General features: G+C 51.1%; 22 protein-coding genes and 1 tRNA gene. 15 read left to right on the plus strand and 8 right to left on the minus strand.

The genetic code is table 11. The annotated features are described in order from the left end of the window. The first annotated feature begins 195 nt into the window (after positions 1 to 195). The 3 genes from AC07N2_RS07920 to recQ all read left to right on the plus strand — a co-directional run bounded on the left by AC07N2_RS07920 (position 196) and on the right by recQ (position 3358). Positions 196 to 462, plus strand: a complete 267-nt coding sequence (locus AC07N2_RS07920; RefSeq protein WP_494777744.1) for a YkgJ family cysteine cluster protein — start codon at positions 196 to 198, stop codon at positions 460 to 462. Between the two features lie 232 nt (positions 463 to 694). Continuing rightward, positions 695 to 1528: an undecaprenyl-diphosphate phosphatase gene (locus AC07N2_RS07925; protein ID WP_494777745.1), complete on the plus strand. Its 834-nt coding sequence runs from the start codon at positions 695 to 697 to the stop codon at positions 1526 to 1528. A gap of 9 nt (positions 1529 to 1537) precedes the next feature. Next, positions 1538 to 3358, plus strand: coding sequence for a DNA helicase RecQ (gene recQ, locus AC07N2_RS07930; protein WP_494777746.1), 1821 nt, complete (start codon positions 1538 to 1540; stop codon positions 3356 to 3358). A gap of 29 nt (positions 3359 to 3387) precedes the next feature. On the opposite strand, the gene trmB is transcribed toward recQ, so the two are convergent. The 4 genes from trmB to AC07N2_RS07950 all read right to left on the minus strand — a co-directional run bounded on the left by trmB (position 3388) and on the right by AC07N2_RS07950 (position 6881). After that, positions 3388 to 4107: a tRNA (guanosine(46)-N7)-methyltransferase TrmB gene (gene trmB / locus AC07N2_RS07935; RefSeq protein ID WP_494777747.1), complete on the minus strand. Its 720-nt coding sequence runs from the start codon at positions 4105 to 4107 to the stop codon at positions 3388 to 3390. A 73-nt stretch (positions 4108 to 4180) separates the two neighbouring features. Then, positions 4181 to 4254, minus strand: a tRNA-Gly gene (locus AC07N2_RS07940). A 94-nt stretch (positions 4255 to 4348) separates the two neighbouring features. Then, complete coding sequence (locus AC07N2_RS07945; RefSeq protein ID WP_494777748.1) at positions 4349 to 5401, minus strand: M29 family metallopeptidase; 1053 nt, start codon at positions 5399 to 5401, stop codon at positions 4349 to 4351. A 232-nt stretch (positions 5402 to 5633) separates the two neighbouring features. Beyond that, a complete protein-coding gene (locus AC07N2_RS07950; RefSeq protein WP_494778134.1) occupies positions 5634 to 6881 on the minus strand; it encodes a serine hydrolase domain-containing protein in 1248 nt (415 codons plus the stop codon). Between the two features lie 808 nt (positions 6882 to 7689). Between AC07N2_RS07950 and AC07N2_RS07955 the strand changes: the two genes are divergently transcribed. After that, positions 7690 to 9213, plus strand: a complete 1524-nt coding sequence (locus AC07N2_RS07955; RefSeq protein WP_494777749.1) for a porin — start codon at positions 7690 to 7692, stop codon at positions 9211 to 9213. Positions 9214 to 9329: 116 nt separating this feature from the next. Here the strand turns inward: AC07N2_RS07955 and AC07N2_RS07960 are convergent, their stop codons facing one another. Both AC07N2_RS07960 and AC07N2_RS07965 read right to left on the minus strand, forming a co-directional pair. After that, positions 9330 to 10769, minus strand: a complete 1440-nt coding sequence (locus tag AC07N2_RS07960; protein ID WP_494777750.1) for a sensor histidine kinase — start codon at positions 10767 to 10769, stop codon at positions 9330 to 9332. Further along, on the minus strand, positions 10747 to 11433 hold the full coding sequence (locus AC07N2_RS07965) for a response regulator (protein ID WP_494777751.1): 687 nt from the start codon (positions 11431 to 11433) through the stop codon (positions 10747 to 10749). Before AC07N2_RS07965 ends, AC07N2_RS07960 begins: the two co-directional genes overlap by 23 nt. A 404-nt stretch (positions 11434 to 11837) precedes the next feature. Between AC07N2_RS07965 and AC07N2_RS07970 the strand changes: the two genes are divergently transcribed. From AC07N2_RS07970 to ggt (AC07N2_RS08020), 11 genes are all read left to right on the plus strand, one after another. Continuing rightward, positions 11838 to 12527 carry a response regulator gene (locus AC07N2_RS07970; RefSeq protein ID WP_076593430.1) on the plus strand — a complete coding sequence of 230 codons (690 nt, stop codon included), beginning with the start codon at positions 11838 to 11840 and terminating at the stop codon, positions 12525 to 12527. After that, complete coding sequence (locus AC07N2_RS07975) at positions 12502 to 13917, plus strand: sensor histidine kinase (RefSeq protein WP_494777752.1); 1416 nt, start codon at positions 12502 to 12504, stop codon at positions 13915 to 13917. The genes AC07N2_RS07970 and AC07N2_RS07975 overlap by 26 nt, the downstream gene beginning before the upstream one ends. Before the next feature lie 131 nt (positions 13918 to 14048). After that, positions 14049 to 14741 (plus strand): TerC family protein, encoded by a 693-nt coding sequence (locus AC07N2_RS07980; RefSeq protein ID WP_494777753.1) that lies wholly within the window; start codon positions 14049 to 14051, stop codon positions 14739 to 14741. A gap of 35 nt (positions 14742 to 14776) precedes the next feature. After that, a complete protein-coding gene (locus AC07N2_RS07985) occupies positions 14777 to 15205 on the plus strand; it encodes a universal stress protein (RefSeq protein ID WP_076593433.1) in 429 nt (142 codons plus the stop codon). A 280-nt stretch (positions 15206 to 15485) separates the two neighbouring features. Beyond that, on the plus strand, positions 15486 to 16889 hold the full coding sequence (locus tag AC07N2_RS07990; protein ID WP_494777754.1) for a patatin-like phospholipase family protein: 1404 nt from the start codon (positions 15486 to 15488) through the stop codon (positions 16887 to 16889). A 40-nt stretch (positions 16890 to 16929) separates the two neighbouring features. Continuing rightward, positions 16930 to 17994, plus strand: coding sequence for a PAS domain-containing sensor histidine kinase (locus AC07N2_RS07995; RefSeq protein WP_494777755.1), 1065 nt, complete (start codon positions 16930 to 16932; stop codon positions 17992 to 17994). Beyond that, positions 17991 to 18635 (plus strand): response regulator, encoded by a 645-nt coding sequence (locus tag AC07N2_RS08000; protein ID WP_076593436.1) that lies wholly within the window; start codon positions 17991 to 17993, stop codon positions 18633 to 18635. The genes AC07N2_RS07995 and AC07N2_RS08000 overlap by 4 nt, the downstream gene beginning before the upstream one ends. 117 nt (positions 18636 to 18752) lie before the next feature. Continuing rightward, positions 18753 to 20348 (plus strand): gamma-glutamyltransferase, encoded by a 1596-nt coding sequence (gene ggt / locus AC07N2_RS08005; protein WP_494777756.1) that lies wholly within the window; start codon positions 18753 to 18755, stop codon positions 20346 to 20348. Positions 20349 to 20372: 24 nt separating this feature from the next. Continuing rightward, positions 20373 to 21689, plus strand: coding sequence for an amidohydrolase family protein (locus AC07N2_RS08010; RefSeq protein WP_494777757.1), 1317 nt, complete (start codon positions 20373 to 20375; stop codon positions 21687 to 21689). 32 nt (positions 21690 to 21721) lie between these two features. Then, positions 21722 to 22282 (plus strand): DUF1097 domain-containing protein, encoded by a 561-nt coding sequence (locus AC07N2_RS08015; protein WP_494777758.1) that lies wholly within the window; start codon positions 21722 to 21724, stop codon positions 22280 to 22282. A gap of 198 nt (positions 22283 to 22480) precedes the next feature. Next, on the plus strand, positions 22481 to 24175 hold the full coding sequence (gene ggt / locus AC07N2_RS08020; RefSeq protein ID WP_494777759.1) for a gamma-glutamyltransferase: 1695 nt from the start codon (positions 22481 to 22483) through the stop codon (positions 24173 to 24175). A gap of 92 nt (positions 24176 to 24267) precedes the next feature. Here the strand turns inward: ggt (AC07N2_RS08020) and AC07N2_RS08025 are convergent, their stop codons facing one another. After that, positions 24268 to 24492, minus strand: coding sequence for a hypothetical protein (locus tag AC07N2_RS08025; RefSeq protein ID WP_494777760.1), 225 nt, complete (start codon positions 24490 to 24492; stop codon positions 24268 to 24270). Between the two features lie 297 nt (positions 24493 to 24789). Then, positions 24790 to 25398 carry a response regulator gene (locus AC07N2_RS08030; protein WP_494777761.1) on the minus strand — a complete coding sequence of 203 codons (609 nt, stop codon included), beginning with the start codon at positions 25396 to 25398 and terminating at the stop codon, positions 24790 to 24792. Positions 25399 to 25463: the final 65 nt, after the last annotated feature.

The raw sequence follows: 25463 nt of genomic DNA on the forward strand, positions 1-25463 counted from the left end.
GCACTGTGCTGACTTGGCACGGGATGAAAGCCTTTGCCAAGGCTCCCGTAATGTAAGCGCCCACCCTGACAGCGTCAAGCCTGAGGCGCATTTGGATGCGGATTTGTGGCAGTAAAAACGCTTTCTCCACACTATCCCGGTAAAATCGCGCCTTCCGCGCCATTCCATTCATTGATTTGTTGAACGAATTGTCGAATGACTAATTTATTGAGTTGCCGCCCAGATTGCGGTGCCTGCTGTACGGCACCATCTATCTCTTCCCCGATTCCTGGCATGCCTGATGGCAAGCCGGCGGGAGTACGCTGCGTGCAACTGGATAAGGATAATCGTTGCCTCATCTTCGGTCAGCCGGAGCGACCTGCCGTATGCGGTGGTTTGCAGCCGCAACTGGAAATGTGCGGCGCGACGCGTGAAGATGCGATGATTTATTTGACGACGCTGGAACGTTTGACTGCAGCGTGAGTCGGAACGATAGCGTGCGTGATACGGCGGCTTTCAGTGCGGCAATAGCTGTGCTGGCAGGGCAAAATCAGCACAGCGGCATGCGGTCTCGTGGTAACCTTTGAACCCGCATGATCACGCTGCTTGATGTACTCGCGGCGTTAAGAAATACCGATTTATCGCATACGTTGTAACCCGTACGGCGTCACAACCGGCGGGTTTTTTATTACCTCCTCATACAGATTACATCGCCATGGATCCAATTCTCGCGCTTAAAGCCATCATCATGGGCATCGTCGAAGGCTTTACGGAGTTTTTGCCGATTTCATCGACTGGACATTTGATTCTTGCCGGCAGCCTGCTGGATTTCACCGGCCCCAAGGTTAAAGTTTTCGAGATTGCAATTCAGACCGGCGCGATGCTGGCCGTGGTGTGGGAATACCGTGCTCGCATCGCTGCGGTGTTGAGCGGTTTGCTGACCGAGCGCAAGGCGCAAAAATTTGCACTGAACATTGTTATCGCTTTCCTGCCGGCCGCATTGCTGGGTCTGGTTTTCGCCAGCAAGATCAAGGAAAAGTTGTTTGCACCGGTACCAGTGGCGATCGCCTTCATCGTCGGTGGTTTCATCATCCTGTGGATAGAAAAGCGTAATCGCAATACTGATTTCGTAGCGCGCGTAGAGACGGTGGATGATATGACCATGCTGGATGCGCTCAAGGTTGGTTGCGCGCAAGCGTTTGCGCTGATTCCGGGCACCAGCCGTTCCGGCGCGAGTATTATCGGCGGCATGTTCTTTGGCTTGTCGCGCAAGGCGGCGACTGAATTCTCTTTCTTCCTCGCGATTCCTACGCTGATGGGGGCAACGGTTTATTCCGTTTATAAAGATCGCGCCTTGTTATCGATGGCGGATATTCCTTTGTTCGGCCTTGGTGGCTTGGCGGCGTTTGTTTCGGCCTTCCTGTGCGTACGCTGGTTGTTGCGTTATATCAGTACACATGACTTCACCTTCTTTGCGTACTACCGCATCGTGTTCGGCTTGTTTGTCTTGTTGAGTGCCTATTACGGATGGGTTGTGTGGGCAGATTAAGCAGCGTTAATGAACAGTGACCTCGGCGCGCAAGCGCTGCATATACTTGAAACGGTTTTCGGCTACTCATCCTTTCGCGGTGAGCAGGCCGAGATCGTCGATCTTGTCGCGCGCGGCGGTGATGCTTTAGTGCTGATGCCGACCGGCGGCGGCAAGTCGCTGTGTTATCAAATTCCTTCCCTGCTGCGCGATGGTGTCGGCGTCGTCATTTCGCCATTGATCGCCTTGATGCAGGATCAGGTTGATGCGCTGGCCGAGGTTGGCGTACGCGCTGCCTTCCTGAATTCCACACAGACCTTTGAAGAGTCGTCGCGCATAGAGCGACGCTTGCGTACCGGCGATCTGGATCTGCTGTACGTCGCGCCTGAGCGTCTGATGACGCCGCGTTGCCTCGATATGCTGGAAGCGAGCAAGATCGCCTTGTTCGCGATTGATGAGGCACATTGCGTCTCGCAATGGGGACATGATTTCCGTCCTGAATACATCAAGCTGTCGGTCTTGCACGAACGTTTTCCCAACGTGCCGCGCATTGCGCTGACTGCGACTGCCGATCATCAGACCCGTGCGGAAATTGCCCATCGTTTGCAACTCGATGATGCACGCATGTTTGTGTCTTCGTTTGATAGACCGAACATTCGTTATCAAATCGTCGAAAAAGCCAACGGCCGCAAGCAGGTGCTGGATTTTATCGAAAGCGAACATGCTGGTGATGCTGGCATCGTGTATTGCTTGTCACGCAAGAAGGTTGAAGAGACTGCTGAGTTCTTGAGCGAGAACGGCATCACTGCATTGCCGTATCACGCCGGTATGGACTTCGCTACACGTAGCAAAAATCAGGCACGTTTTCTACGTGAAGAAAGCATAGTGATGGTCGCGACCATTGCGTTCGGCATGGGCATAGATAAGCCGGATGTACGCTTCGTTGCGCATCTGGATTTGCCAAAAAGCATAGAAGGTTATTACCAGGAAACCGGTCGTGCCGGTCGCGATGGTGCGTCGGCAAATGCGTGGATGGCTTACGGTTTGCAGGACGTGGTGCAGCAACGTCGCATGATCGATGAGTCGGAAGCGGATGAAACTTTTAAACGCGTGCAGAGCGTCAAGCTCGATGCAATGCTGGGTTTGTGCGAGACGCTGTATTGTCGTCGCCAGCGCTTGCTGACTTACTTCGGTCAGTCATCAACGCCTTGCGGCAATTGCGATACCTGCCTTAATCCACCACGCTCATTCGATGCGACGGTTGCGGTACAGAAATTACTGTCGACAATTTATCGCGTCGATCAGCGTTTTGGCGCGATGCATGTGCTGGATGTATTGCGCGGTGTGGATTCGGACAAGATCAAGCAATGGCAGCACGAGCAGGTTTCTACTTTTGGCATCGGCTCAGACCGTAGCGAAGCGGAATGGCGCGCGATTCTAAGGCAATCGATAGCCCTGGGTCTGGTCAGCGTTGATCACGAATCGTATGGCGCACTCAAGTTGACCGAAGCTGCTCGTCCAGTCTTGAAGGGTGGCGAGAAAGTACAACTGCGCGAATATCAAAAACCGGTCAAATCCAAACGTTCAACCAGCAAGCCGAAAGGATTTGTGGAAACCGATCTGTCGGCGGCCGAACAAGCGATCTTCGAGAAGCTGCGTTGGTGGCGTATGGAGACTGCGCGCAAACACAATGTGCCAGCCTATGTCATTTTCCATGATGCGACGATGCGCGAGATTGCCAAGGCACAGCCTGGTTCGCTGGATGATTTACGCGGTGTCAGTGGTGTCGGTGAGAAGAAACTGGAGACTTACGGTGCGGATATTGTGGCCTTAATCGCCGAGATGGATTAAGACCATAAATAAAAATAGAAGCCGCAGTTTTATTTTTTCTCGAACACCAGATCCCACACGCCGTGTCCTAACTTCAATCCGCGATTTTCGAATTTGGTGACAGGGCGATAGTCGGGACGCGGCGCATAGCCTTCAGCCGTATTCTGCAAGCTGGGCTCACCGCCCAATACTTCCAACATCTGTTCAGCGTATTCCTGCCAGTCGGTTGCGCAATGCAGGTAACCGCCTTTTTTAATACGTGAGGACAGCAGGGCCACCAGCGGCGGCTGGATCAGACGGCGCTTGTTGTGGCGCGCCTTGTGCCACGGATCGGGAAAGAACACATGCACACCTGCCAGCGATTCAGGCGCGATCATATTCGTCAGCACTTCAAAAGCATCATGCTGAATCACGCGCAGATTGCTTAAACTTTGTTCGCCGATCAGCTTGAGCAAACTACCAACGCCGGGCGTATGTACTTCCACACCGATGAAATTTTTCTCCGGCATGCCAGCCGCGATCTTTGCAGTGGTTTCGCCCATGCCGAAGCCGATTTCGAAAATCGTCGGTGCGTTACGACCAAATGCCTGATCTATATCCAGCGGTGCTTTGACATACGGAATGAAGAATTGCGGTCCGAGTTCTTCAATCGCACGGCCTTGTGCTGTCGACAAGCGACCTGCGCGCGTGACGAAGCTGCGGATACGATGTTCAGTCGGATCGTAAAAAAGTGGCTTGTTCTGTCCGTCTTCGGATTTGTTATCGGTCATGCTGAAGTGTTCTGTAAATGCTGCGAACTGAGCGCAGTGTTGCCAAGGAAAAGTGCCATGATGTCATCATGGCTGGAGCGGGTAGAGGGGATCGAACCCTCGTCTAAAGCTTGGGAAGCTTTCGTTCTGCCACTGAACTACACCCGCGTGTAGCCGCATTTTACGCGGGTTTGTCTGGTGCTTGGGAATCAGTGGCGTGGCAGATGCATGGGCAGAAGAAAAATATAAAACTATTACGCTATCAGACTTGCCATGCGCCGTTGCTATACACCACATCATCGTCAAGATAGACGGCTTGCGTCACGGCAAAGACGTCCACGTGATAGCGTGCAGTCGCTCTTCTGATTTGAGGTTTGTTGTAGACGCCGTGTTTGGCACCTAATGACAGATGGATGCCGCACATGCGCTCGTAAGTACCGATGTCATCGACCATGCGTTCTTGTGAGAATGCGCGGTTCATGCCAAAGCCAAGTTCTCGCAACCATACTTCGCCTTCATCGGCGCGGATGTTGGCCAGTACTTGATCAAATTCCGGTGTCGAATCAATCACGTCGGTAACGCGACCTTTGCTGATTACCAAGGTGATGGGTTGCTCTGGTTTGTTGACCCGGAACGAGGTGTCGCCAAAAACAAAAATCCGTACACGGCCGTTGACGGCTTCCAGATCCTGCGCTTCGGTAAACACTTCACCGATAGGGAATTGGCCGCCGACATTGTTCATCTCACTATAGTCGCCAATGTTCAGTTTGGCCGATTCAAAGGGTGATGCAAAGACCAAGCGTTCGCCGCCGCTATCGACGACGCCGAAGCTGGCTTTATCTATACGTGCCTTCAATGCCTGACCAACACCGCGGTAATAGGCCGGGTCGTAGGCGAGTGCTTCGATGTAATGCAAGGCTTGTGCGCCGGGCATGCGAGACAGATGCGGATGCTCTATCACCTTGAGTGAGCGTTTGAAGAGTTCGATGCGTATGCGGAAAGCTTCAAGACGGAAACTGGTCGATTGGATCAAGATCACCAAATCGTTAGCTTCCAGTTTTGCAAAAGCGGCAAGTATGGAATCTGGCAAGACCGCATCGAAGTCGATGAACGTCGCATTTGGCAGGCAACGTCGGTAAGCCTCGGTAAGGGCGACGGCTAGATGGCACTGCGCATCCGATACCACTACGGCGGCATGCGCAGGTGCGTGTGCGATCGTAATGGAAAGAATGTCACGAAGATGCTTTTCTGCAGTATCGATCGCCTCTTTGGTGATCAGATTGGCAGATTCTTCGTGCGCGATTGGGCTATTCATCAATTTACAGTGTAGGGACTAAGGGATATCGCGTTGCAAGATGAAACTTGCAAGATCGTGCCATTACTTGCTGAACGGACATGTTGGTCGGTGACCAAGATGGGGCGTTATCAGGAGTAAGGTTGCAGAGCACATAACAAATAGTTTTGTATTTGTTATGTGCGTCTTGAATCTGTTTGCGCGTCGATTCGATGGCGAATGTTACACCATGTGGTGCGCAAGTATCCCGGCGTCAGCGACGCTGTGTCCGTAGAAACTGCGCCAGTGCATGGTAGGCCGGGAGCGAGGTTGGATCGTTGGCAGCATTGCCTGCTATCGGGAACGATGCATAGCGCGCGATCACCATTTCAGCCTTCGGGTCGATATAAATGGTTTGTCCATGCACGCCGCGAGCGGTGTAAGCGCCATCTTCATTGTGTGTGACCCACCACATATTGCGGTAGCTCCAGCCAGGTAGCAGTTTGTAATTCGCTTTGGCAAAGGCTTCCTTGTCACCGCCGTGGCGTATGTCGTCTATGACTGCTTTCGGCACGATCTGCCGTCCATTGAACTTGCCGTTGTTACGCATCATTTCGCCAAAACGCGCCAGATCGCGCAAGCCGGTGTTCAAGCCGCCACCGGCAAATGGCGTACCTATCGAATCGACGGTGAAGTAGGCATCCTGTTCAGCACCTAGGTGACGCCAGATACGTTCGGATAGCAGGTCGGCGACATTACGACCAGTCACACGGGCGATGACCCAGCCCAGTACATCGGTATTGACTGTTTTATAGCCGAAAGCTTCGCCGTGTTTGCCTTGTGCTTGTACGGTCTGGAGAAATTCAAAATAGCTGCGCGGACCGGTGTAGTCCTTGGGTTTGGGCAAAGGATTGCCGGCCTGTGCATGTGCCCAGACTTCGGCGTTCGGATCTGCATAGTCTTCGCTGTATTTGAGCGCAGTGGTCATGTCCAGTACCTGACGTATGGTGGCGTTGCCAAAGGCGGACTTGGCTAGTTCGGGTACGTAGTCGGCGACTTGTTTGTTCGCATCGATACGGCCTTCAGCGACCAGCATGGCACCTAGCGTGCCGATGACTGATTTCGTGACGGACATGGCGCCGTGCTGGCCATCTGGTTTCAACACGCCGAAGTAGCGTTCATATACAACGCGTCCACGATGCAGAACCACGATGCCATCGGTGTAATTGGCGGCGAGTGATTCTTCCCATGTCATTGCTTGAGTGGCACCTAGCGGCACGAAGCGCAATTTATCGATGTCGGAGCGTATTGCGCGAGGTAGTGGTACTGGGTCGCCCAAACCGCGCGAGACGTTGACCGTCGGCATCAATTGGCGGAAGTTGGAGACGCTCCAGCGCATGGCAGGGAAGCGGAAATAGCTGCCATCGTCAAAGCGCAGTATGCGGTCGGGCGGCGGTGGCGAGCCGACCATCCAACCCAGCTTGGCGGGATCACTGGCGGCAGCGTCAGGGAAGGTAGTCATGTCGGTCGCCCATGCAATCGATGTCAATCCGCAAGCGACGACAGCGCTGCGCAAACAAGTGCTACGTATGTGTCGCAGGATGTTTTTCAGCTTCATATCAACCTTTCATTTTAATTCGGTTTGTATTCCGCACTTTGCACGTCTAATCCTGATGCGGGACGATTTCTCTCCGCGACGAGATTCGCTTGCGTTTCGTTATGGGTGAATACCTGCATTGCATGCGACAGCTACTAAGCCTGATCGTACATGCTTTCTTCCTGTTCGACGGATGTGCTGACTAATTCACTTTGTTTTGAGTAAAACGGTCGAGGCAACAACTTTCATCTATTTTTTATCATTCTATTTTCAGTTCATCTGTTGTGCTTTTTCTACATCGCGCACTAATTTTTTCAAATATTTTTGTGAAAGAGATAAGGCATTGATTTTTATCACTAAGGATTTTTTATAGAAATTAATGTGCATTTTTTTGGTGCAGAAAAACTGCATTTCCTACATCAAGCTTTCATCTCCTCCGCAATTCAGCTTTCATCTTCCCCTGAGAATTTCTTCACTTTGCTTTCATCAAAAAAAGTAAAAATATCCTTTATTGACAATGACTTACAGCACTATCAGCATCGCAAAAACGGTGTGCGTAAAGACTTTTAAATCCCATTTTCAGCGCACCGTTTTTATCGTGTGATGCGAAAGAGAACGTAACACCCATACGTCTCCTGGCGAGAACAAAGCGGGGCTTTTCACCGAGAGTTCTGCTGCGCTCAATCATGTTATGCGTCAATTTTTATTAAAAAATTAGGATGATGGAGACCATATGAAGCTTAAGTTGAAGCCGCTGCAGGCGGCGTTTTTTGTCATGTTCTCGCTTCCATCTTTGATGTTGTCCAGTGCGGCTATGGCCGACGCTGATACCGACGCGCGCATCAAGGCCCTGGAGCAACAAGTACAGATGTTGTCGGCGAAGTTGGGGCAGGTAGCAGAAACGCAAACGGCAGCAAAGAAAGAAATGACGATGTCGCCTGAAGTGAGCAAGCGGGCGAATACCTTCTTTGATGCGATCAAGGATGTGGAGTTTTACGGCGATTTGAATCTCTCGGTTGATTCCAGTACCAAAGGTTTGAAAAAGTCTTATCCCAACGGTACGGCACCAGTTGGCAACGTAGGCTGGCAACCGGATATCTCGACCAATATCTCGTATGTCGGTGTACGCGGATCGCATGCGCTTGATGAGAGCACCAAGGTCGTCTATCAATTGGAAACGCAACTGGATATTTCTGCCACTGCAGGTACAGGCGCTTCCACCAGTGCACAAAGTGATCAGGTCAAAGGTGCACTGACTTCGCGTAATAGTTACCTTGGTATTGCCAATGCCACCTGGGGTGCGTTCAAGGTTGGTAAAACCGATGCGCCGTACAAAACTTCTACCAGTCGCATGAATCCATTCTCCGGCATGATTGGCGATTACTCGGCCATCATGGGTAATACCGGCGGCGACAATCGCGTTGAATTCGGTACGCGCATGGATCATGCGCTTTGGTATGAATCGCCGAATATCAATGGCTTCCGTGTGAATGCATTGGTCTCACCAGGGCAGAACCGCGGCTTTGAAAACAATATTCAAGCCAGCGGCGAATCCGATTGTACCGGCGGCAATGTTCCCGGTAGCGGCGGTAATGGCACTATCGTTGACTGTAGCGACGGCAGCTATGGCAGCGCATACAGTGCCAGTCTTTCCTATGAAAAGGGACCTTTGTATCTCGTCACTGCGTATGAGTTGCATCAGCGCGTCAACCGTAGCGGAGATCAAGGCGGCGACATAAATGATGTGGGCAATGAATATGCCTACAAAGTGGGTGCGCAATACACCTTCCCGACCAAAACAACGATCAGTGCCATTTTCGAAGCGATGCGTCGCAATATTCCTGCATATCTGGTTGAACAAAACGAGCGTTCGCGTAATGGTAGCTGGTTAGCTGTGTCGCAGGCCCTTTCCGAGAAAGACAGTGTGTCCATTGGTTGGGCGCATGCGGGTAAAACACCTGGCGATCCGGGGCAGCACAACACGCCGATAACGGGTGTGTATGGGACGCCTAATGCCAATAATGCGGCGAATATGTATACGCTGGCTTACAAACGTCAGGTTGATAAGCAATTCAGCTGGTATGCAAACTATGCGGCAACCATCAATAGTGCATATGCTCACTATGATTTAGGTGCCGGTGGCCGTGGCGTGACGACTGATTGCCATGACGGTAATAGTGTGGCGAATGGCGCTCCCAATTGTTATGCAGGCGGTCATTTGCAAGGTATCTCTTTAGGGATGAACTACAAGTTCTAATTGTTGTCGTAAGAAGGAGTTGTCTCTTGATGCGGTAATCCCTGATGGGATTACCGTTTTTTTATGTGAGCGCAGCATCGTGGTTTTAAAGTACGAAAACGATGTATCTGTTTCTTTTAAGCGTTATATGAAGAGTGCTCAGGTTTATGCGTTGTGAGCATCGTTGCATGTTCCATTGCGATTTGTTCTGTTGTGGGTGCGGGACATGTCACCACGATCAGACAGCCTTTTCCTGATTGTGGTGTATCAATGCGTATGTTCCCTTGCAAACCATGGACTACTTCCAGCGCAATGGCTAACCCGAGACCGCTGCCGGAGATGGATGCGAAAGTGGCGCTGCGATAAAAGCGTTCGAATACCAATTCGCGTTCTTTGACTGGAATGCCGGGGCCGTTGTCTTCCACTTCGATAATTGTTAAGGCATTCTGCTGTCGGCAACGTAATGTCACGATGGAGCCTAATGGCGAATAGCGCAGCGCGTTATCGACCAAGTTAGCAATCATTTCCCCTATTAGTAGGGCATCGCCATATACGTGAACTGCTTCCAGCTCAAAGCCCAGATCGACCATGCGCGGTGTCGCCAGATGGACCCATTCTGTTGAGCGTTCGCGTATCACGTCTGCAATATTGACCAGTGTTTGTACAGAGGTTTCGCGTCCGCCTGGTACGGATGAAAGCAGTGCAAGCATTTGGTGTACCAGATGGGAGAGACGTTCGATGGCGTGAATGCTATGCGTAATACGTTGTTCGCGGACTTTACTGTCTGCTTCATCGCGCAGTAATTCGAGCTGAGTACGTATACCGGCAAGCGGTGTACGTAACTGATGCGCGGCATTTGCGACAAAGCGCTGTTGTCCTTCGGCCGAAGCGTCCAGACGCTGTAACAGACTGTTGAATTCTTGTGCCAAAGGTTTGATTTCAGTCGGGACGGAATTTTCATCCAACGGTTCCAGATTGTGATGCTGCATGCCGTGCAAGGCCTTGCGTATCTTGTCTAATGGAACCAGCGCTTGGCGAGTGCTGTACCAGACGTTAATCGTACTCACGATGATCAGGACCAGCAGGGATACGATGGTTGCGATCGTTGTATTGAACGCGAGCAGTTGCCGTTTTTTTGTTGTCTCTGCAGTGAGAAAAATGAAGTTCTGCCCATCTACCTTGTGCGGTATCAGGCTGACTCTCACATCATGGTCGCGATAAACGGCGTTGTAGAGCAAAGGTTTGGTGAGTGCGTGTGCAGGACTTGGTAAGGGCAGACCTTCGTCTCCGGCAATGAATTGTTCGTTAGGACCCAGCACAAGATAATAAATATTGTCGTGGCTGTCGGTGCGCAGCATGTCTTCTGCGGCCTGCGGGAAAGTGAATTGCGCTTTGCCATCCACGATCTGCAAAGAGGGAATCAAGGAACGTGTGGCATCCGACAAATCGATGTCGTAAGCCTTGACGGCAGGGCGCTGTACCAGAAAATAGAGTAGCGGTATCAACAGCAGTAGCGATAAGCCAAGCGAAAGCGACAAGCGCTTGATGAGAACTTTACGTAGGCTGCCGTACTGCATAGTTCTCTTCCAGCATATAGCCAATACCGCGTACCGTGCGAATGATGATGCCACCGGCTTCAAGTTTGGTGCGCAGACGCGATACATAGACTTCGATCGCCTTGCCGCTCATGTCCTGTTCCCAGTTGCAGAGCGCTCTCGTGATGCGCTCCTTGCTAACGACGCGTTCCACATTATCGAGAAGAAAAAGAAGAATGGCCCATTCGCGCAAAGGTAAGTCCAGTGGTTTGCCGTCCAGCCATGCTCGGTGTGCGCCTTCATCCAGTACCAAGGGCCCGTGTATGCGTTGTTGGCTGATGCGGCCATGCATGCGGCGTTCCAGTGCCGTTACACGCGCGAACAACTCTTCACTTGCAAAAGGTTTGGTTAGGTAATCATCGGCACCAAGATTAAGGCCTCGGACTTTTTCATTGAGTGCATCACGTGCAGTCAATACCAATACCGGAGTACGACAATTATCCGCACGCAGTTTTTTCAGGAACTCGAAACCATCTATGCCCGGCAGGCCGACATCCAGCAGTATCAGATCGAAGACTTCGTTTGCCAGAGCCGGTACGGCAAGCTCGGCGCTTGCAACAGCGTCCACGTTATGACCGGAAGTACGCATCAATTGGCTGATGCCGTCTGCTAATAAGGGGTCGTCTTCAATGATGAGGATACGCATAATCGGTATGCTGGAAATCAGTGCAGTTTCAGGAAAGGCAGAAAGTTATATCAAGAATTGAGACAGTGCTATCACGGTAAAAAAATGGTTTTTGATGGTAACACCATGTACTACGAATGGCGCTACAGACTTTGTGTGAGTAGCGATTTTGTAATGTTAAGAAAGAGTGAATTTTGTTGTTATTGTGAATAGTTAAAGCAAGTGTGATCATGATTTTTATTAGTCGTGATCAGCGTAAAGTGAGGCTATGCATCTCTGCAAGAGTACTGCGAACTTGCCCGCTAGACATCTTTCTTTTCTATCCTTATGCTGTCGTGCATGACAGACATGCTAGCCTGTTGCTGGCTGTGTTACTGCCATGTCGATTTAAGAAATCACACTTCACCAGGATGTAATCGTTGCCTATGCGTATTCTGATCGTCGAAGATGATGCTGTACTTGCCGCTGCGCTGACGCGTGCCTTGAGCCAGGCTGGTTATACCGTTGATTATGTGGATAACGGTGAGGATGCACATAGCGCATTGAGTAACGATGCCTATGCGCTGGTCTTGCTGGATATAGCCTTGCCCAAGATGGATGGCCTGACTGTTTTGCGTCGCTTGCGTGAACGCAAGTCGCGTGTACCAGTTCTTATCTTGACTGCGCGCGATACGCTGGATGATCGTGTTGCTGGTCTCGATCTGGGTGCCGACGATTACATGACCAAGCCTTTCGATCTGCCGGAATTCGAAGCACGTGTACGCGCCCTGATACGTCGCGGCCAGTTCGATGCCGGCAAGAGTTTGACGCATGGTGGCTTGCGCTTCGATCTAGAGGCACATCGCCTGTTCCACAACGATCAGCCGGTAGAGCTGTCGGTGCGCGAGTTGGCTGTGTTTGAAGTTTTGTTATCTCGCCAAGGGCAGGTCGTTACTAAAGAGCAGATGATAGATAGATTGTTCGGCTGGGGCGACGATGGCGGCAGCAATGCGATTGAAGTCTATGTACATCGCATGCGCAAAAAGCTGGAACCCTACAACATCAATATCCGTACCGTGCGCGGTATGGGTTATCTCTTGGAAAAATCCGGTGAAATCGAACGCCAGGAAATCTGATTCCAATCCGACCCTGCGCAGCAGATTGCTGCGTCTGGTACTTGTCCCACTTTCACTGATTCTGCTGATTGATATCGTCGGCAGTTATTTTGTCGTACGTCATGTCGCCAACGATGTGTACGACGTTGAGTTGAACGAGATCGCGCGCGAAATGCTCTTGCACGTCACGCGTGAGAACGGCCAACTGGGATTTGATTTATCTCCCGATGCTGAGCGCACGCTCTTGCTCGACAAAGAAGATCAGGTCTATTACGCGATACGTACAGTCGATGGAAAACTCATCGCCGGCGATCCTACCTTGCCGATACATAAAACCATCAAGAGCGGCAGGGAAACGGCCTACTACGATGGCGTGCTGCAAGAAGGCCAAGCGGTGCGGATTGCACTCTTGCGCGGAAAACCACTGGTGCAGCCGCCGGCGGAAGTCGTGATGATTCAGATCGCCGAGACGCAGATCAAGCGCGATCGTCACGAGCGTGAACTGTTGATGCAATTGATACTGCCGCAGGTTTTATTGATTTTGATTGCAGGTATCTTGATCTGGCGCGGAGTGGCGCACGGCTTGGCACCGCTGCGCAAATTGCAGCAGGAAGTCGGCATGCGTTCGCATCTGGATCTCAGTCCTATTGCAGCCGATAACGTACCGGGAGAAGTCGAACCGTTGGTTGGTGCGGTCAACGATTTAATGACGCGCGTCGATGGCGTGCTCGGTTTTCAGGGACGCTTTATTGCCGATACCGCGCATCAGTTACGCACGCCAGTCGCAGGCTTGAAAGCACATATCGAACTCGCCTTGCGTGAGACCGATCCAGCACAAGTCAAACGGGCTTTGGGCCATCTTTATACCAGCGCAGAACGCTTGTCGCGTCTGGTGTCGCAACTGCTTTCGCTGGCGCGTAATGAACCGAATAATGTGGCCGCCAATTTCGCGCCCTTCGATCTGAATCAACTGGCTTTGCGCACTGCGCAGGAATGGGTGCCGCTGGCTTACAAGAAGCAGATCGATCTGGGTTTCGAAACCGCCGAGCAGGCTGTGTTGTTGAATGGCGAAGCAGCACGTGTGACGGAGATGATTAACAACCTGGTTGATAACGCGATCCGCTATACACCGCCCGGCGGACGTGTGACGGTGCGTGTGCATACCGATGAACATGGCGCGCATCTGGTTGTCAGCGACGATGGCACGCGTATTCCAGTCGACGAGCGCCAGCGCATTTTCGAACGCTTCCATCGCTTGCTTGGATCGCATGAAGAGGGCAGCGGCCTCGGTCTGGCGATCGTGCATGAGATCGCCACCTTGCACAAGGCAACGATCACGCTGGAAGATGATGTCGATGGCGTGGGCAATACCTTTACCGTCTCTTTCCCCGTCTCGCACGCGAGCGTTTAACTCACTTTTATTGTTGTTGTAAGAATTCTGTAATATTCGCGAAAGCTCAATGTAATGTTCGCGAAAGTACAGCGTAAGCGCTGATCTTTACTATGGAATGGCTTTCACAATAACCATAGAAGGAGACAGAAATGCTTGCAACGTTAAGCGATTCAACCATGTGGGTGGCGCTCTTCCAGATCGTCATCATCAATATTCTTCTGAGCGGCGACAACGCCGTCATCATTGCACTTGCGTGCCGCAATCTCGAGCCCAAGCAACAAAGAAACGCCTTCCTGATTGGCACTGTTGCCATCGTCATCTTGATGACAATACTGACGGCCTTTGCGGCCTACCTGATGACCATTCCTTACGTGGAAGTGGTCGGTGCGATCCTGTTGCTGTGGATAGGTATCAAACTGCTGTTGCCTGAAGAAGAAAACGGCGATATCAACTCCAGTGAAAATTTCTGGGGCGCAGTCAAAACCATCATCATCGCCGACATCGTCATGAGTCTGGACAATGTGCTCGGTATGGCCGGTGCAGCGAATGGTCATATGGGTTTGTTGTTTGTCGGTATGGTCATCACGATCCCACTGATTCTGTTCGGTAGCGCGATGTTGATGCGCTTGATGGAACGCTTTCCTATCATTGTCACGCTTGGTGCTGGCTTGCTCGGCTATGTTGCCGGTGAAATGGCGGTGGAAGATCCAGCGCTCAAAGGTTTTATCGCCAATGCCCATTATCTGGAAATCGCACTTCCACTACTTGGCGTCCTGATTGTGATCGGCTGCGGGAAGTTCTTCGCGTCCAAACATGCAGTCGCAGTGCCTAGCGAAGGTTAAGCCTTTCCATTCCGGCAGATAAAAGGAGACTGAAAATGACTAACGTACTGGTTCCAATCAATGACAGTGGTGATATCGATTGTGCAGTGAAACATGTAATCGAACGCTATCGCACACAACCCGTGACGCTGTTTTTATTGAATGTACAAACGCCGATTTCCAAATTCATTACGCGCTTCATCAGCCGCAAGCAGATAGCCGAATTCCATCAGGAAAACGGTATGGAAATCTTGAAGCCGATGATGGACAAGCTGGATGCAGCCGGTGTGCCGCATCAGGAGCGCATCGTGGTGGGGCACAAGGCAGAGAGCATCGTGCAGTTTGCGCGTGAGCATCACTGCGATCAGATAGTGGTGCCCAAGCATAGAAGCGTATTTGAAAATATCGGCATGGGTTCTGTAGGCAGCCAGTTGCGTCAGTTGATAGGTGCAGAAGGAAGCTGCGATATCAGCGAAGTGTACTAATCCGATGTGCGCTGCCTTGTGATGGCAGCGCAGGAAACGAGTGTGTATCGGACTCAGTCCTCAAGCTGAGTCTCTTGGGTCTGACCATTGGTCGGACCCTTTTTTATTTGTGTCGGCCAGTGCCACGCATCACGACTAGTTCCTTGCAAGTGCAGAAAAGCGACGATTTTTGCTTAGGCATGATGGTCGATTCAGCCATCGATATAATGCTGAAGAGAATTTTTCTACCTGATCGCTGTGCGCCATATTCTTGGCACTGCTCAACTAACTTGCAAAAATAATGACATCTACATGTTCAAAACCGTGGCGCTTGCTTTCCCTGCTTGCGCTTGCCTCCTTGATGAGCGGTTGCAGCAGTCTGGTGCAGTACAACATCAACGCGCCTTTAGAGACTTACAAGCCTGATTACGGTTACAGCATCGATTCCGTCAATATCGAGCCGGGTGCCAGCAAGATGTTCGTGGTGGTGATGTTTTCCGGTGGTGGGGCGCGGTCGGCGGCATTGGGATATGGCGTGCTGGAAGAATTGGCGCGTAATAAATTTGTGGAGGATGGGAAGAAGAAGCGTCTGTTCGACGAGGTGGATCTAGTCTACGGCGTATCGGGTGGTTCCATTCTTGCCGCGTATTACGGTTTGCACGGCGAAGGCGTGTTGAAGAATTTTAATGATCGTTTTCTTAATCTGGATTTTCAGGACAAGATCGTTAGCCGTATCATTTCCTTCTCAAATCAGTGGCGTCTGACTTCGCCGCGTTTCGGTCGCTCCGACCTGCTGGAAGAACAACTCGATGAAGTTTTGTTCAACAAGGCGACCTTTGAAGATTTGGTGAGTAAGCGCAAAGGGCCGTTCGTGATCATCAGTGCGACCGATATGTCGTCGGGTGGTCGTTTCGATTTCATACAGGAATCGTTCGACTTTCTTTGCTCCGATTTGAGCAAGTTCCCGATTGCACGCGCGGTCGCTGCATCGAGCGCAGTGCCGCTGGTGTTTTCTCCTGTGACCTTGTGGAATTACGCTGGCAGCTGTAATTTCACTGTGCCGGATGCAGTGCAGGCTGCCGCATCCAGTAAGGCAAAAACAAGAAGTGCTGCATCCTCACGTGCACGTACGGAAGAACTATTCAGCTATCTTGATCGTAGCAAGCGTCCGTACATTCATTTGCTGGATGGCGGCTTGTCTGACAACTTGAGCATACGCAGCATCCTCGATATGGAGGCGCTGATTGGTAGCGACAAGGTAAGCAAGGATTTCCGATTGACGGAAATGAACAAGCTGGTTGTGATCGTCGTCAATGCACAGAATGATCCTGAACATACTATCGATCAAAGTCCCGATGTGCCTGGCTTTAGAGATGTGATTCGTGCGATTGGCGATATCCCGATTGCGCGTTATACGCAAGAGTCCGAGCGCGCCATGCAAGCATCTATCGAACGTTGGCAAGAAACGGCGAAAGCCAAGGCGAAGGCGAGAAATGCGCCGGAACCATCTGTCTATTACGTCAACATTGCATTGAAGAATATCGTCGATGCTGACGAAAGGGAAACCTTGCTTAATGTACCGACCTCCTTGTATCTTCCTAAAAAGACCATCAGGGAATTGAGGTCGGCGGCGACGACATTGATGCAGAATTCATCTGAATTCCGCAGATTGTTGAAAGATATTTCCGCTGAACGCAGCGATTGAAGTTCATACTTATTCCGATTCGATTAAGAGCAGAGGGCGTATGAGCAAGGATGATGAATTGCAAAAAGCGATTCTGAACAATATTCCTGACCAGGCATGGCTGAAGGATAAAGACTCTCGCTATATTCTGGTCAACGATGCATTTATCGCCGCTTGCCGCTTGCCGGAAAGCGAGATTCTGAATAAAACACCGCTTGATGTCTGGCCTGCCGATTGGGGACGTGAGTACATCGATACCGATAAACGCGTGATGGAGCAGGGCGAGCGTTTGCGCTATGAAGAATGGCGTTATACCGAAGACGGCACGCTGCGCTGGTACGACACGATCAAGACGCCGATTCGGAATGAACAGGGTGAAGTGATAGGCACTACCGGCATTTCACGCGACATCACCGACAGAAAGCTGGCCGAGGAAGATTTGCTGGAATCACGTAGTCAGTTGCGTGAACTGTCGGCTTACCTGCAATCGGTACGAGAAGAAGAGCGCACGCGTATTTCACGCGAACTACATGACGAGTTGGGGCAATCCTTGACTGCCATCCGCATAGGCTTGAGCGTGATAGAAACGCGACGCGAGATGCAGGATGATGAGTGGTTACAGAATGTGCATGCGCTCAAGAAGATTGCCGATTCGACGGTGGAGTCGGTGCAACGCATCGCAGCCGATTTACGTCCCCTGATTCTGGATGAACTGGGTTTGCCATCGGCCATCGACTGGCTGCTGGAATCGTTTGCCAAACGTAATCCAATTACCTACGAATTAAGCTTGCCATCGACGCCCTTGGCCTTCAGCCGCGATATCAGCACGGCGATTTTTCGCATACTGCAAGAATCGTTGACCAACGTCAGTCGGCATAGTCGTGCTACTTCGGTCGTGGTGGCGCTCAAGGAAACGAAAGGCGTCGTTACATTGAAAGTAACTGACAATGGACAAGGCTTCGATCACGTCAGTTCGCGCGAAGATAGTTTGGGCTTGATCGGCATGCGCGAGCGCGCATTCATGCTGGGCGGGAAATTGAAAATTCAGAGTAGGCTAGGTTCAGGTACCAGCATAGAGGTACGTATTCCCAAGGTAACAGCCAGCGATTCAGGAGACGGAAAATGATACAAATACTGATCGCCGATGACCACGCCATCATACGGGATGGCTTGAAGCAAATTATTTCTTTCGTTTCCAATATGGCGGTAGCGGGAGAAGCGTCTGATGGCGAAGAGGTTTTACAAAAAATCAGAACGCTCAAGATCGATGTGCTGGTGCTGGATATGTCCATGCCGGGCAAGAGTGGTATCGCATTGATACAGCAGATCAATGCAGTCAAACCTGATTTGCCAATATTGGTGCTGAGCATGCATCAAGAGAGCCAGTACGCTGTGCAGGCGATGCGCGCCGGTGCGTCCGGTTACATCACGAAGAACACCGCTTCCAGCCAGTTGATCGAAGGCATACGCAAGGTGGCGGAGGGCGGGACTTTTGTTTCGCCCGAGATTTCGGCCAAGCTGATCAAGCAATTGCACAAGCCGGAACAGGATTTGCCACACACCAAGCTGACGGCGCGGGAATTTCAGATATTCAACATGTTGGTCGAAGGCAATTCCGTCAACGATATTGCCAAAATATTGTCGCTCAGTAATAAAACCATCAGCACCCACAAAGCGGCCGTTTTACAGAAAATGGAAGCCGCTACCACTGCCAATCTGGTGTATTACGCTCTTAAACACGGCTTGATCAATGAGGGATACGATTGAGCTGTGAGCAGGGTGAAGTCATCTAGGAAAATCCCTAGATGCGAATCAGGTAATCCCGATTCCCACCTGAGCAATTGATCCCTATGCTCATCTTCCATGAACCCGATTCCTGGAGAAATGATGAGAACCACCCGCCCAGTCAGTTATGCCGAAAATGGCATGGTCGCCACCGCCCACTATTTGGCGACCGGGGCAGCACTAGATGTGTTGAAAGAGGGTGGCACGGCTGTCGATGCTGCAATCTGCGCAGCCGCCACGATGAGTGTCGTGTTGCCGCACATGATAGGCATAGGCGGTGATGCATTCTGGATGATCCACGATGCCAAATCGAATACGCTATCGTCACTGAACGGTAGTGGCACGTGCGGTAAAAATATTTCTCTCGATGATTACAAGGGCATGGATGCGATACCGCATCGCGGCCCGCGTGCTGCGATCACTGTGCCTGGCGCAGTGGATAGCTGGGGCCTCGCCCATGCACGTTTCGGTACGATGCCTTTAACCCGTTTGCTGGCACCGGCGATACGCTATGCACGTGAAGGCGTGGCAGTCACGCAAGATATCAGCCGCTGGATTAGCGATGATGCCGATGTGTTCCGTCAAGATCCTGGTTCGGCTGGGATTTTCCTGAAGAACGGCAATGCTTATCAACCGGGTGAACGCCTGCAGCAACCTGCATTGGGCGATACGCTGGAAGGCATTGCGAAAAATGGCACACGCCATTTCTACGAACACACCGCACACTCCATCGTTAATTATCTGAAGAGCCAAGGCGGCTTGCTGACGCTGGACGATTTCCACCAATACCGCGCCAAGTGGGTGCAACCGATCTCGACGACTTATCGTGGTTTTCAAGCGTATCAAGTGCCGCCACCGTCGCAAGGTATAGCCGGCTTGATGATTTTGAATTTCCTCAACGGTATCGATCTGTCTGGTCTGGATGAGAATTCGCCTGAGTATTACAACGCGATGATTCAGGCTATCAAATGGGCCTTCAATAAACGCGATCAGTATCTGACCGATCCTGAGTTCTCTGATATTCCAATTGAAGAACTACTTGATCCTAAGTTGGCGAACGCCGAGCGCGCAGAGTGGCTGGCTGATACCAAACGTACACACGAAAATCGTCCAGGCGGTAGCGACACCACCTTCATCAGCATCGCTGACAAATACGGCAATGCCGTTGGCTTGGTGCAAAGCTTGTACTTCGACTTTGGTGCATGCGTGACCGATCCTGTATCCGGTGTGTTGATGCAAAACCGTGGCAGCTTCTTCTCGCTGCAACCGGATCATCCGAATGTATTAAAGGCAGGCAAGCAAAGCGCATCGACACTGATGTCCGGCATGTTGTTCAAGGATGGCAAGCCTTACATGGTCTATGGCACGCAAGGCGGTGAAGTACAACCGCAGACGCAGACTTCGGTCGCGACGCGTGTGGTTGATTTCGGTCTGAATGTGCAAGAAGCCATTGATGCGCCACGCGTGTTGTACGGACGCTCGTGGGGCGATACATCGAACAAGTTGTTGTTGGAATCTGCCGCGCCGGAGGCAACGTTTGATGCTCTGCGTGAGCAAGGGCATCCGGTGGAAGCGGCGCAGTGGCCGTTCCCACGTATGGGTACTGCACAAGCGATTCGCTTGCCGGGACCATGGTCACCATTTTTTGAAGGCGGTGCCGATCCGCGTGGCGAGGGTATTGCACTAGGTTTTTAGTTGTTTCATCCAGAGGAGATGGTTATGGAGATGGACCTGTTAATACACAATGTTCGTGTGTGGGATGACAAACCACTGATGGACATTGGTATCAAGAATGGAAAAATCGTCGCAATAGAAGAAGGCATTAAAGCCTCAGCGACAGATGCAATCGATGCAGAAGGCCGTGCTGTTATTCCTGGCTTGGTCGAGCCGCATATGCATTTGGAAAAAGCATTCCTGCATAGACGCTTGCCGCCTGTGCTGGGTACGCTGGAAGAAGCGATCCGCGTCACCGGCATCCTGAAGAGCAAACAGGAGCGCAAGGACGTACTGGATCGTTCACGCCAAGTGCTCGATATGGCTGTGAAAAACGGTACGGTCGCATTGCGCGCCCATCCTGACGTTGATCTGATTCAAGGTCTGATCGGTGTGGAAACAGTGCTGGAGCTGCGCGATGAATATAAGGATCTGATGGATATTCAGATCGTTGCATTCCCGCAGGAAGGCATCATCAAATCGCCAGGCACTATCGACTTGATGGAAAAGTCGATGAACATGGGTGCTGACGTCGTCGGCGGCTGCCCATACAACGAGTTGACCTGGGAAGACACCAAACGTCATATCGACATCGTGTTCGAGATGGCGCAAAAGTATGACGCGCCTATCGATCTGCATGCGGACTTTTCCGATGATGCAAGCGATCAGCGTTTTGCTTCGACAGCTTACGTTGCGCAAAAAACGATCGATACTGGCTATCAAGGCAGAGTCTCGCTCGGTCATGTCACCAGTCTCGGTTCGCTCGATCCGGATGAATTGAAGCCGGTGATTGAATTGCTGCGCAAAGCCGATATCAGCATCGTGACCTTGCCTGCTACCGATCTGTATCTGGGTGGTCGTAACGATGCAAAGAATCGTCGTCGCGGTCTGACACCGGTGCGTGCCTTGAATGAAGCGGGTGTCAACGTTGCCTACTCATCCAACAATATACGCAATGCCTTCACGCCATTCGGTAAAGCGGACATGCTGGTCATCGGCAATATGCTGGCGCACGCTATTTCCTTTGGCACGCCTGCGCATCAAGCGGCGGTTCTGGATATGGGCACGATCAATGCCGCACGTTCCATCGGTATCGGTGACAACTACGGTCTTGCAGTCGGCAAGCAAGCCGATCTGGTGATTCTCGATACCTATCAGGTAGCCGATGCCTTGCTCGATATTCCTGCCCGTTCCTGGGTGATTAAACGCGGAAGAATAACCGTGGTCACTCAGCATAAGAGCACGATACATCGTCACGGTTGCTGTGGCGCACACGATCATGGTGCAAAAGACCATGTGTGCGAAACAGCAGGCGCCAAATAATAAATATTTAATTAAACCATCAGGAGACAAGCATGAAAAAGCCACCACACGCAGTTGTAGCATCCTTACTCGCAGTCACCACCGTTCTCATGGCGCAATTGCCTTGGCATTTGCCAGTCTGGGCGATCTTTATCAGCTGGGCAGGCACCTTTGCCATGGGCGGTCCGACTGCAGCTAATTTGAAACGTATCTGGCCGACTTTGCCGATTGGTTCGATCACCGGCTTTCTGGTTGTCACCGGTTTTGGTATCGCTTCGAAGAATCTGTCCGGCACCACTCTGCTCATCGCAGAATGTGTGATTCTGTTCTGCCTGAACGCAGGCATGATCATGCTGGCACGCTTCCCTGCCATTAGTTTTGTGCCCGGTATGTTCTTCGGTTTCGCGTCCTTCTTTGCCACGATGTTCGGCGGCTTTGGTCCGGTTCCTAAAGATCCTTTGTCCGCACTTGGTGTCGTACTTGTGATGAGCTTCCTCGGTCCTATCTATGCCTGGATCACAGCTAACTTCTCGCATCGTCACGTGCCACTGGAAAATACTTTCCCTACGGCTTCCAGTGCCAAGGCCGATAACCACGCACATCAAAAAGCCTAAATCTCCCTTTAAACACCGCCAAGCTCACTCAGCTTAGCGGTGTTTTTTTTCGTCTTTACGAAATAAAGGTAGAGGATTTTTTAGCGCTGATACGTATTCGTATCTCGCTACGTACATTCGCTTGCTGGACAAGTTCACATACGTTGCACGGCGCAGTGTTGGTGTGCGCCTTGTCACACGAATTTCTACGGAGACACAATGAAAAACAAAATTTTCCACGATATGACGAGAAGAGATTTCTTATCCGCTTCAGGTGCAATGGCTTTGGGTTCGATGACACCGTTATCGATGGCTTTGGAAGCCAAACCAAAAAGTGTGCTGGCTACTTCAACCAAAGGCATGGTGACCAGCCCGCACGAGTTGGCTACCAATGCTGGTCTGGATGTATTGAAATCGGGCGGCAATGCGATTGAAGCAGCGATTGCCATTGCTGCATGTCTGAGCGTCACTTATCCGCATTTCGCCAGCTTTGGCGGTGATGCTTTCATGATCATCAGCGATCGCAATGGCAAGGTCAGAACCTTGTCTGGCATAGGTCAGGCACCGATGGTATTGCCGCAGTACAGCGGTACGATTCCGGTACGCGGTCCCGGCTCGATGCTGACGACGGCAGCCAATGTTGATACCTTGGGTAAAGCTTTCGATATCAGCAACAAGGAACTCGCCGGCAGCAAGAGCTGGGCAGAATTATTGAAGCCGGCTATCGGTTTTGCACGCAACGGTTTTCCGGTATCGCCATCAGAACGTTTCTGGATGGATTTCCGCCAAAAGGAAATGGCTGATCTTCCCGGTGTGCGTAGCAACTTCATGATCGCCGGCAAAGTGCCGGAAGAAGGTCAACTCTTCAAGCAGCCGCAACTGGCCGATACATTGGAAGTGTTGGCGGTACGCGGTTATCGCGATTTCTACGATGGCAAATTGGCAGAGAAAATTGCTAAAGGTTTGAAGGATGCCGGCTCACCGTTGACTGCATCCGATCTGGCAAGAACGCAGGCACGCATAGAACCGCCTTTACGCGTTGCTTATCGTGATGGCATCTTGCTGGCGAACCAGCCGCCGACGCAAGGCATTACGACGCTGGAAATCATGGGTATCCTCGATCGATTTGATTTGAAGAATATTCCAGAAGGTAGTGCTGACTATTATCACGTCGTAGTCGAAGCGGTGAAGCGCGCGTTTATCGATCGCAATCAATATGTGGCTGATCCGGAATTCGTTAAGGTACCTTCGGAAAAGTTATTGTCCAAAGCCCATCTTGATCAACTCGCCGGCGGCATACAAATGAAACAGGCATTGGCGTGGCCGCATGTCTTCAAGAATGGAGACACGGTATATATCGGTGCGACTGATGCGCAAGGCAATTCGGTCTCGATGTTGCAAACGGTTTATTTCGATTGGGGCAGTGGTGTGATGGCGGGTGATACCGGCATCTTGTGGCATAACCGCGGCGCTTCATTCAGCCTGAAGCCGGATCATCCAAATGTATTGCAACCTGGTAAGCGTCCATTCCATACACTTAATCCCGGTATGTATCTGAAGAACGATAAACCACATATTTTGTATGGCACGCAAGGTGCAGATGGGCAGCCACAAACCTTGGCGACTATCCTGACCAGAATGATTGATTACAACATGGATCCGTTGACGGCATTATCGAAACCGCGGTTCTTGTTGGGTAAAACTTTTTCAGATACGCGAGATTCTTTGAAGCTGGAGAAGGATGCAGGCGAGCAAGTGTTTCAAGAGCTGGCACGACGTGGACATGAAATGAGTGTCATTCCGGCACAAAGTCCTTTATCCGGTCATCCGGGAGCAATTGTGATCGATCAAAAGACGGGGACTTTTTCAGGCGCGCATGATCCGAGGAGCGATGGCAGAGCTTTAGGCGTGTAAATACAGCAGAAAAAAAACTTGCCCGGTCAGTATCCGGTCTGACCAGGCAATAAAAAAAGACAGGCAAGCCTGTCTTTTTTAGTTACTGCGAATTACTTAGCAGCTGGGGCTGCAGCTGGAGCAGCAGCGGCTGCTTTAGCTTTTTTAGCTTTTTTGTGTTTCTTAGCGTGTGCTTTTGGTGCTTTGACTGCGGCTTTTGCTTCTGTTTTAGCAGCAACTGGAGCAGCTGGAGCAGCAGCAGGTGCTGGAGCAGCGGCTTGTGCGAAAACGGTGGAGGCAAACAGACCGGCAACCAGGGCAGCGATTAATTTATTCATTTGAGTGCTCTCTAAAGTTTAGGAAATAGTGCGAACCGTATTTTCGGTTCGTACGTACATAACGCCAGCCAAATAATGCGGTTGACGCATTTCTACAAATATTTTGAAATGATTTTCAGGCTGAAACCTAAGCCTGGCGTGAAGATTTCGTTAAGATCGTCTTTTCGTTTTCCGAACATTCCCATCCTCTGACGTTCCCGGCGACTACTGCATTTACAGTATTTACTTGCTTTTGGGACATTGATATTCTCGCCGCCATTAGCTGCCCATCATTTGATGCATGCCGCATTTTGATGATTAAGCGTCTTGATGTAGCGCGTAACGTGCCAGTTCAACGGCATTGTGCAGTGACAGTTTCGCCATTAGATTTTGCTTGTGCTTGCGGACGGTAAATACGCTGAGTGCCAGTGCATCGGCAATTTCTTGCGTTGATTTTCCTGAGGCTATCAGTTTTAGTATCTGTTGTTCGCGTGGCGTGACTGCTTGATCTGTTTCTTGCAGAAAGTGGTCGATGGAGCCGAGCAATTTGCTGACGTAGCGCCTGTTGTTGAGTACGGTTGGAATTGCCTCCAGCAATTCGCTACTGTCTTCCAGCTTGAGCAGGTAGCCATCTGCACCAGCGGCAAAGGCTTGTCGTACGCTGACATGATCTGTTGATCCGGTCAGGATCAGAATTTTGATATGGGGAGATTGCTGCTTGATGCGCGCTGTCAGTGCAATTCCATGGCAACCGGGAATGTCTAGATCAAGCAACAAAAAGTCTGCCTGCGTTTGCAATAGCAATTGCTCTACCAATGCACCGTTGCCGGTATCTGCAACAACATCGATCTCAGGCACTTGCGCCAGCAAGGACCTCAATCCCTCCCGGATCAATGTGTGATCTTCTGCGATTACGATTTTTGTCATGATATGAAGGCTGGGCAACTGTAACAACAGGCAATTGCCGATGGCACTTAAGTTGTTGCATGAAA

The sequence above is a fragment of the Herminiimonas sp. GW821-FHT09C12 genome, assembly GCF_059416385.1.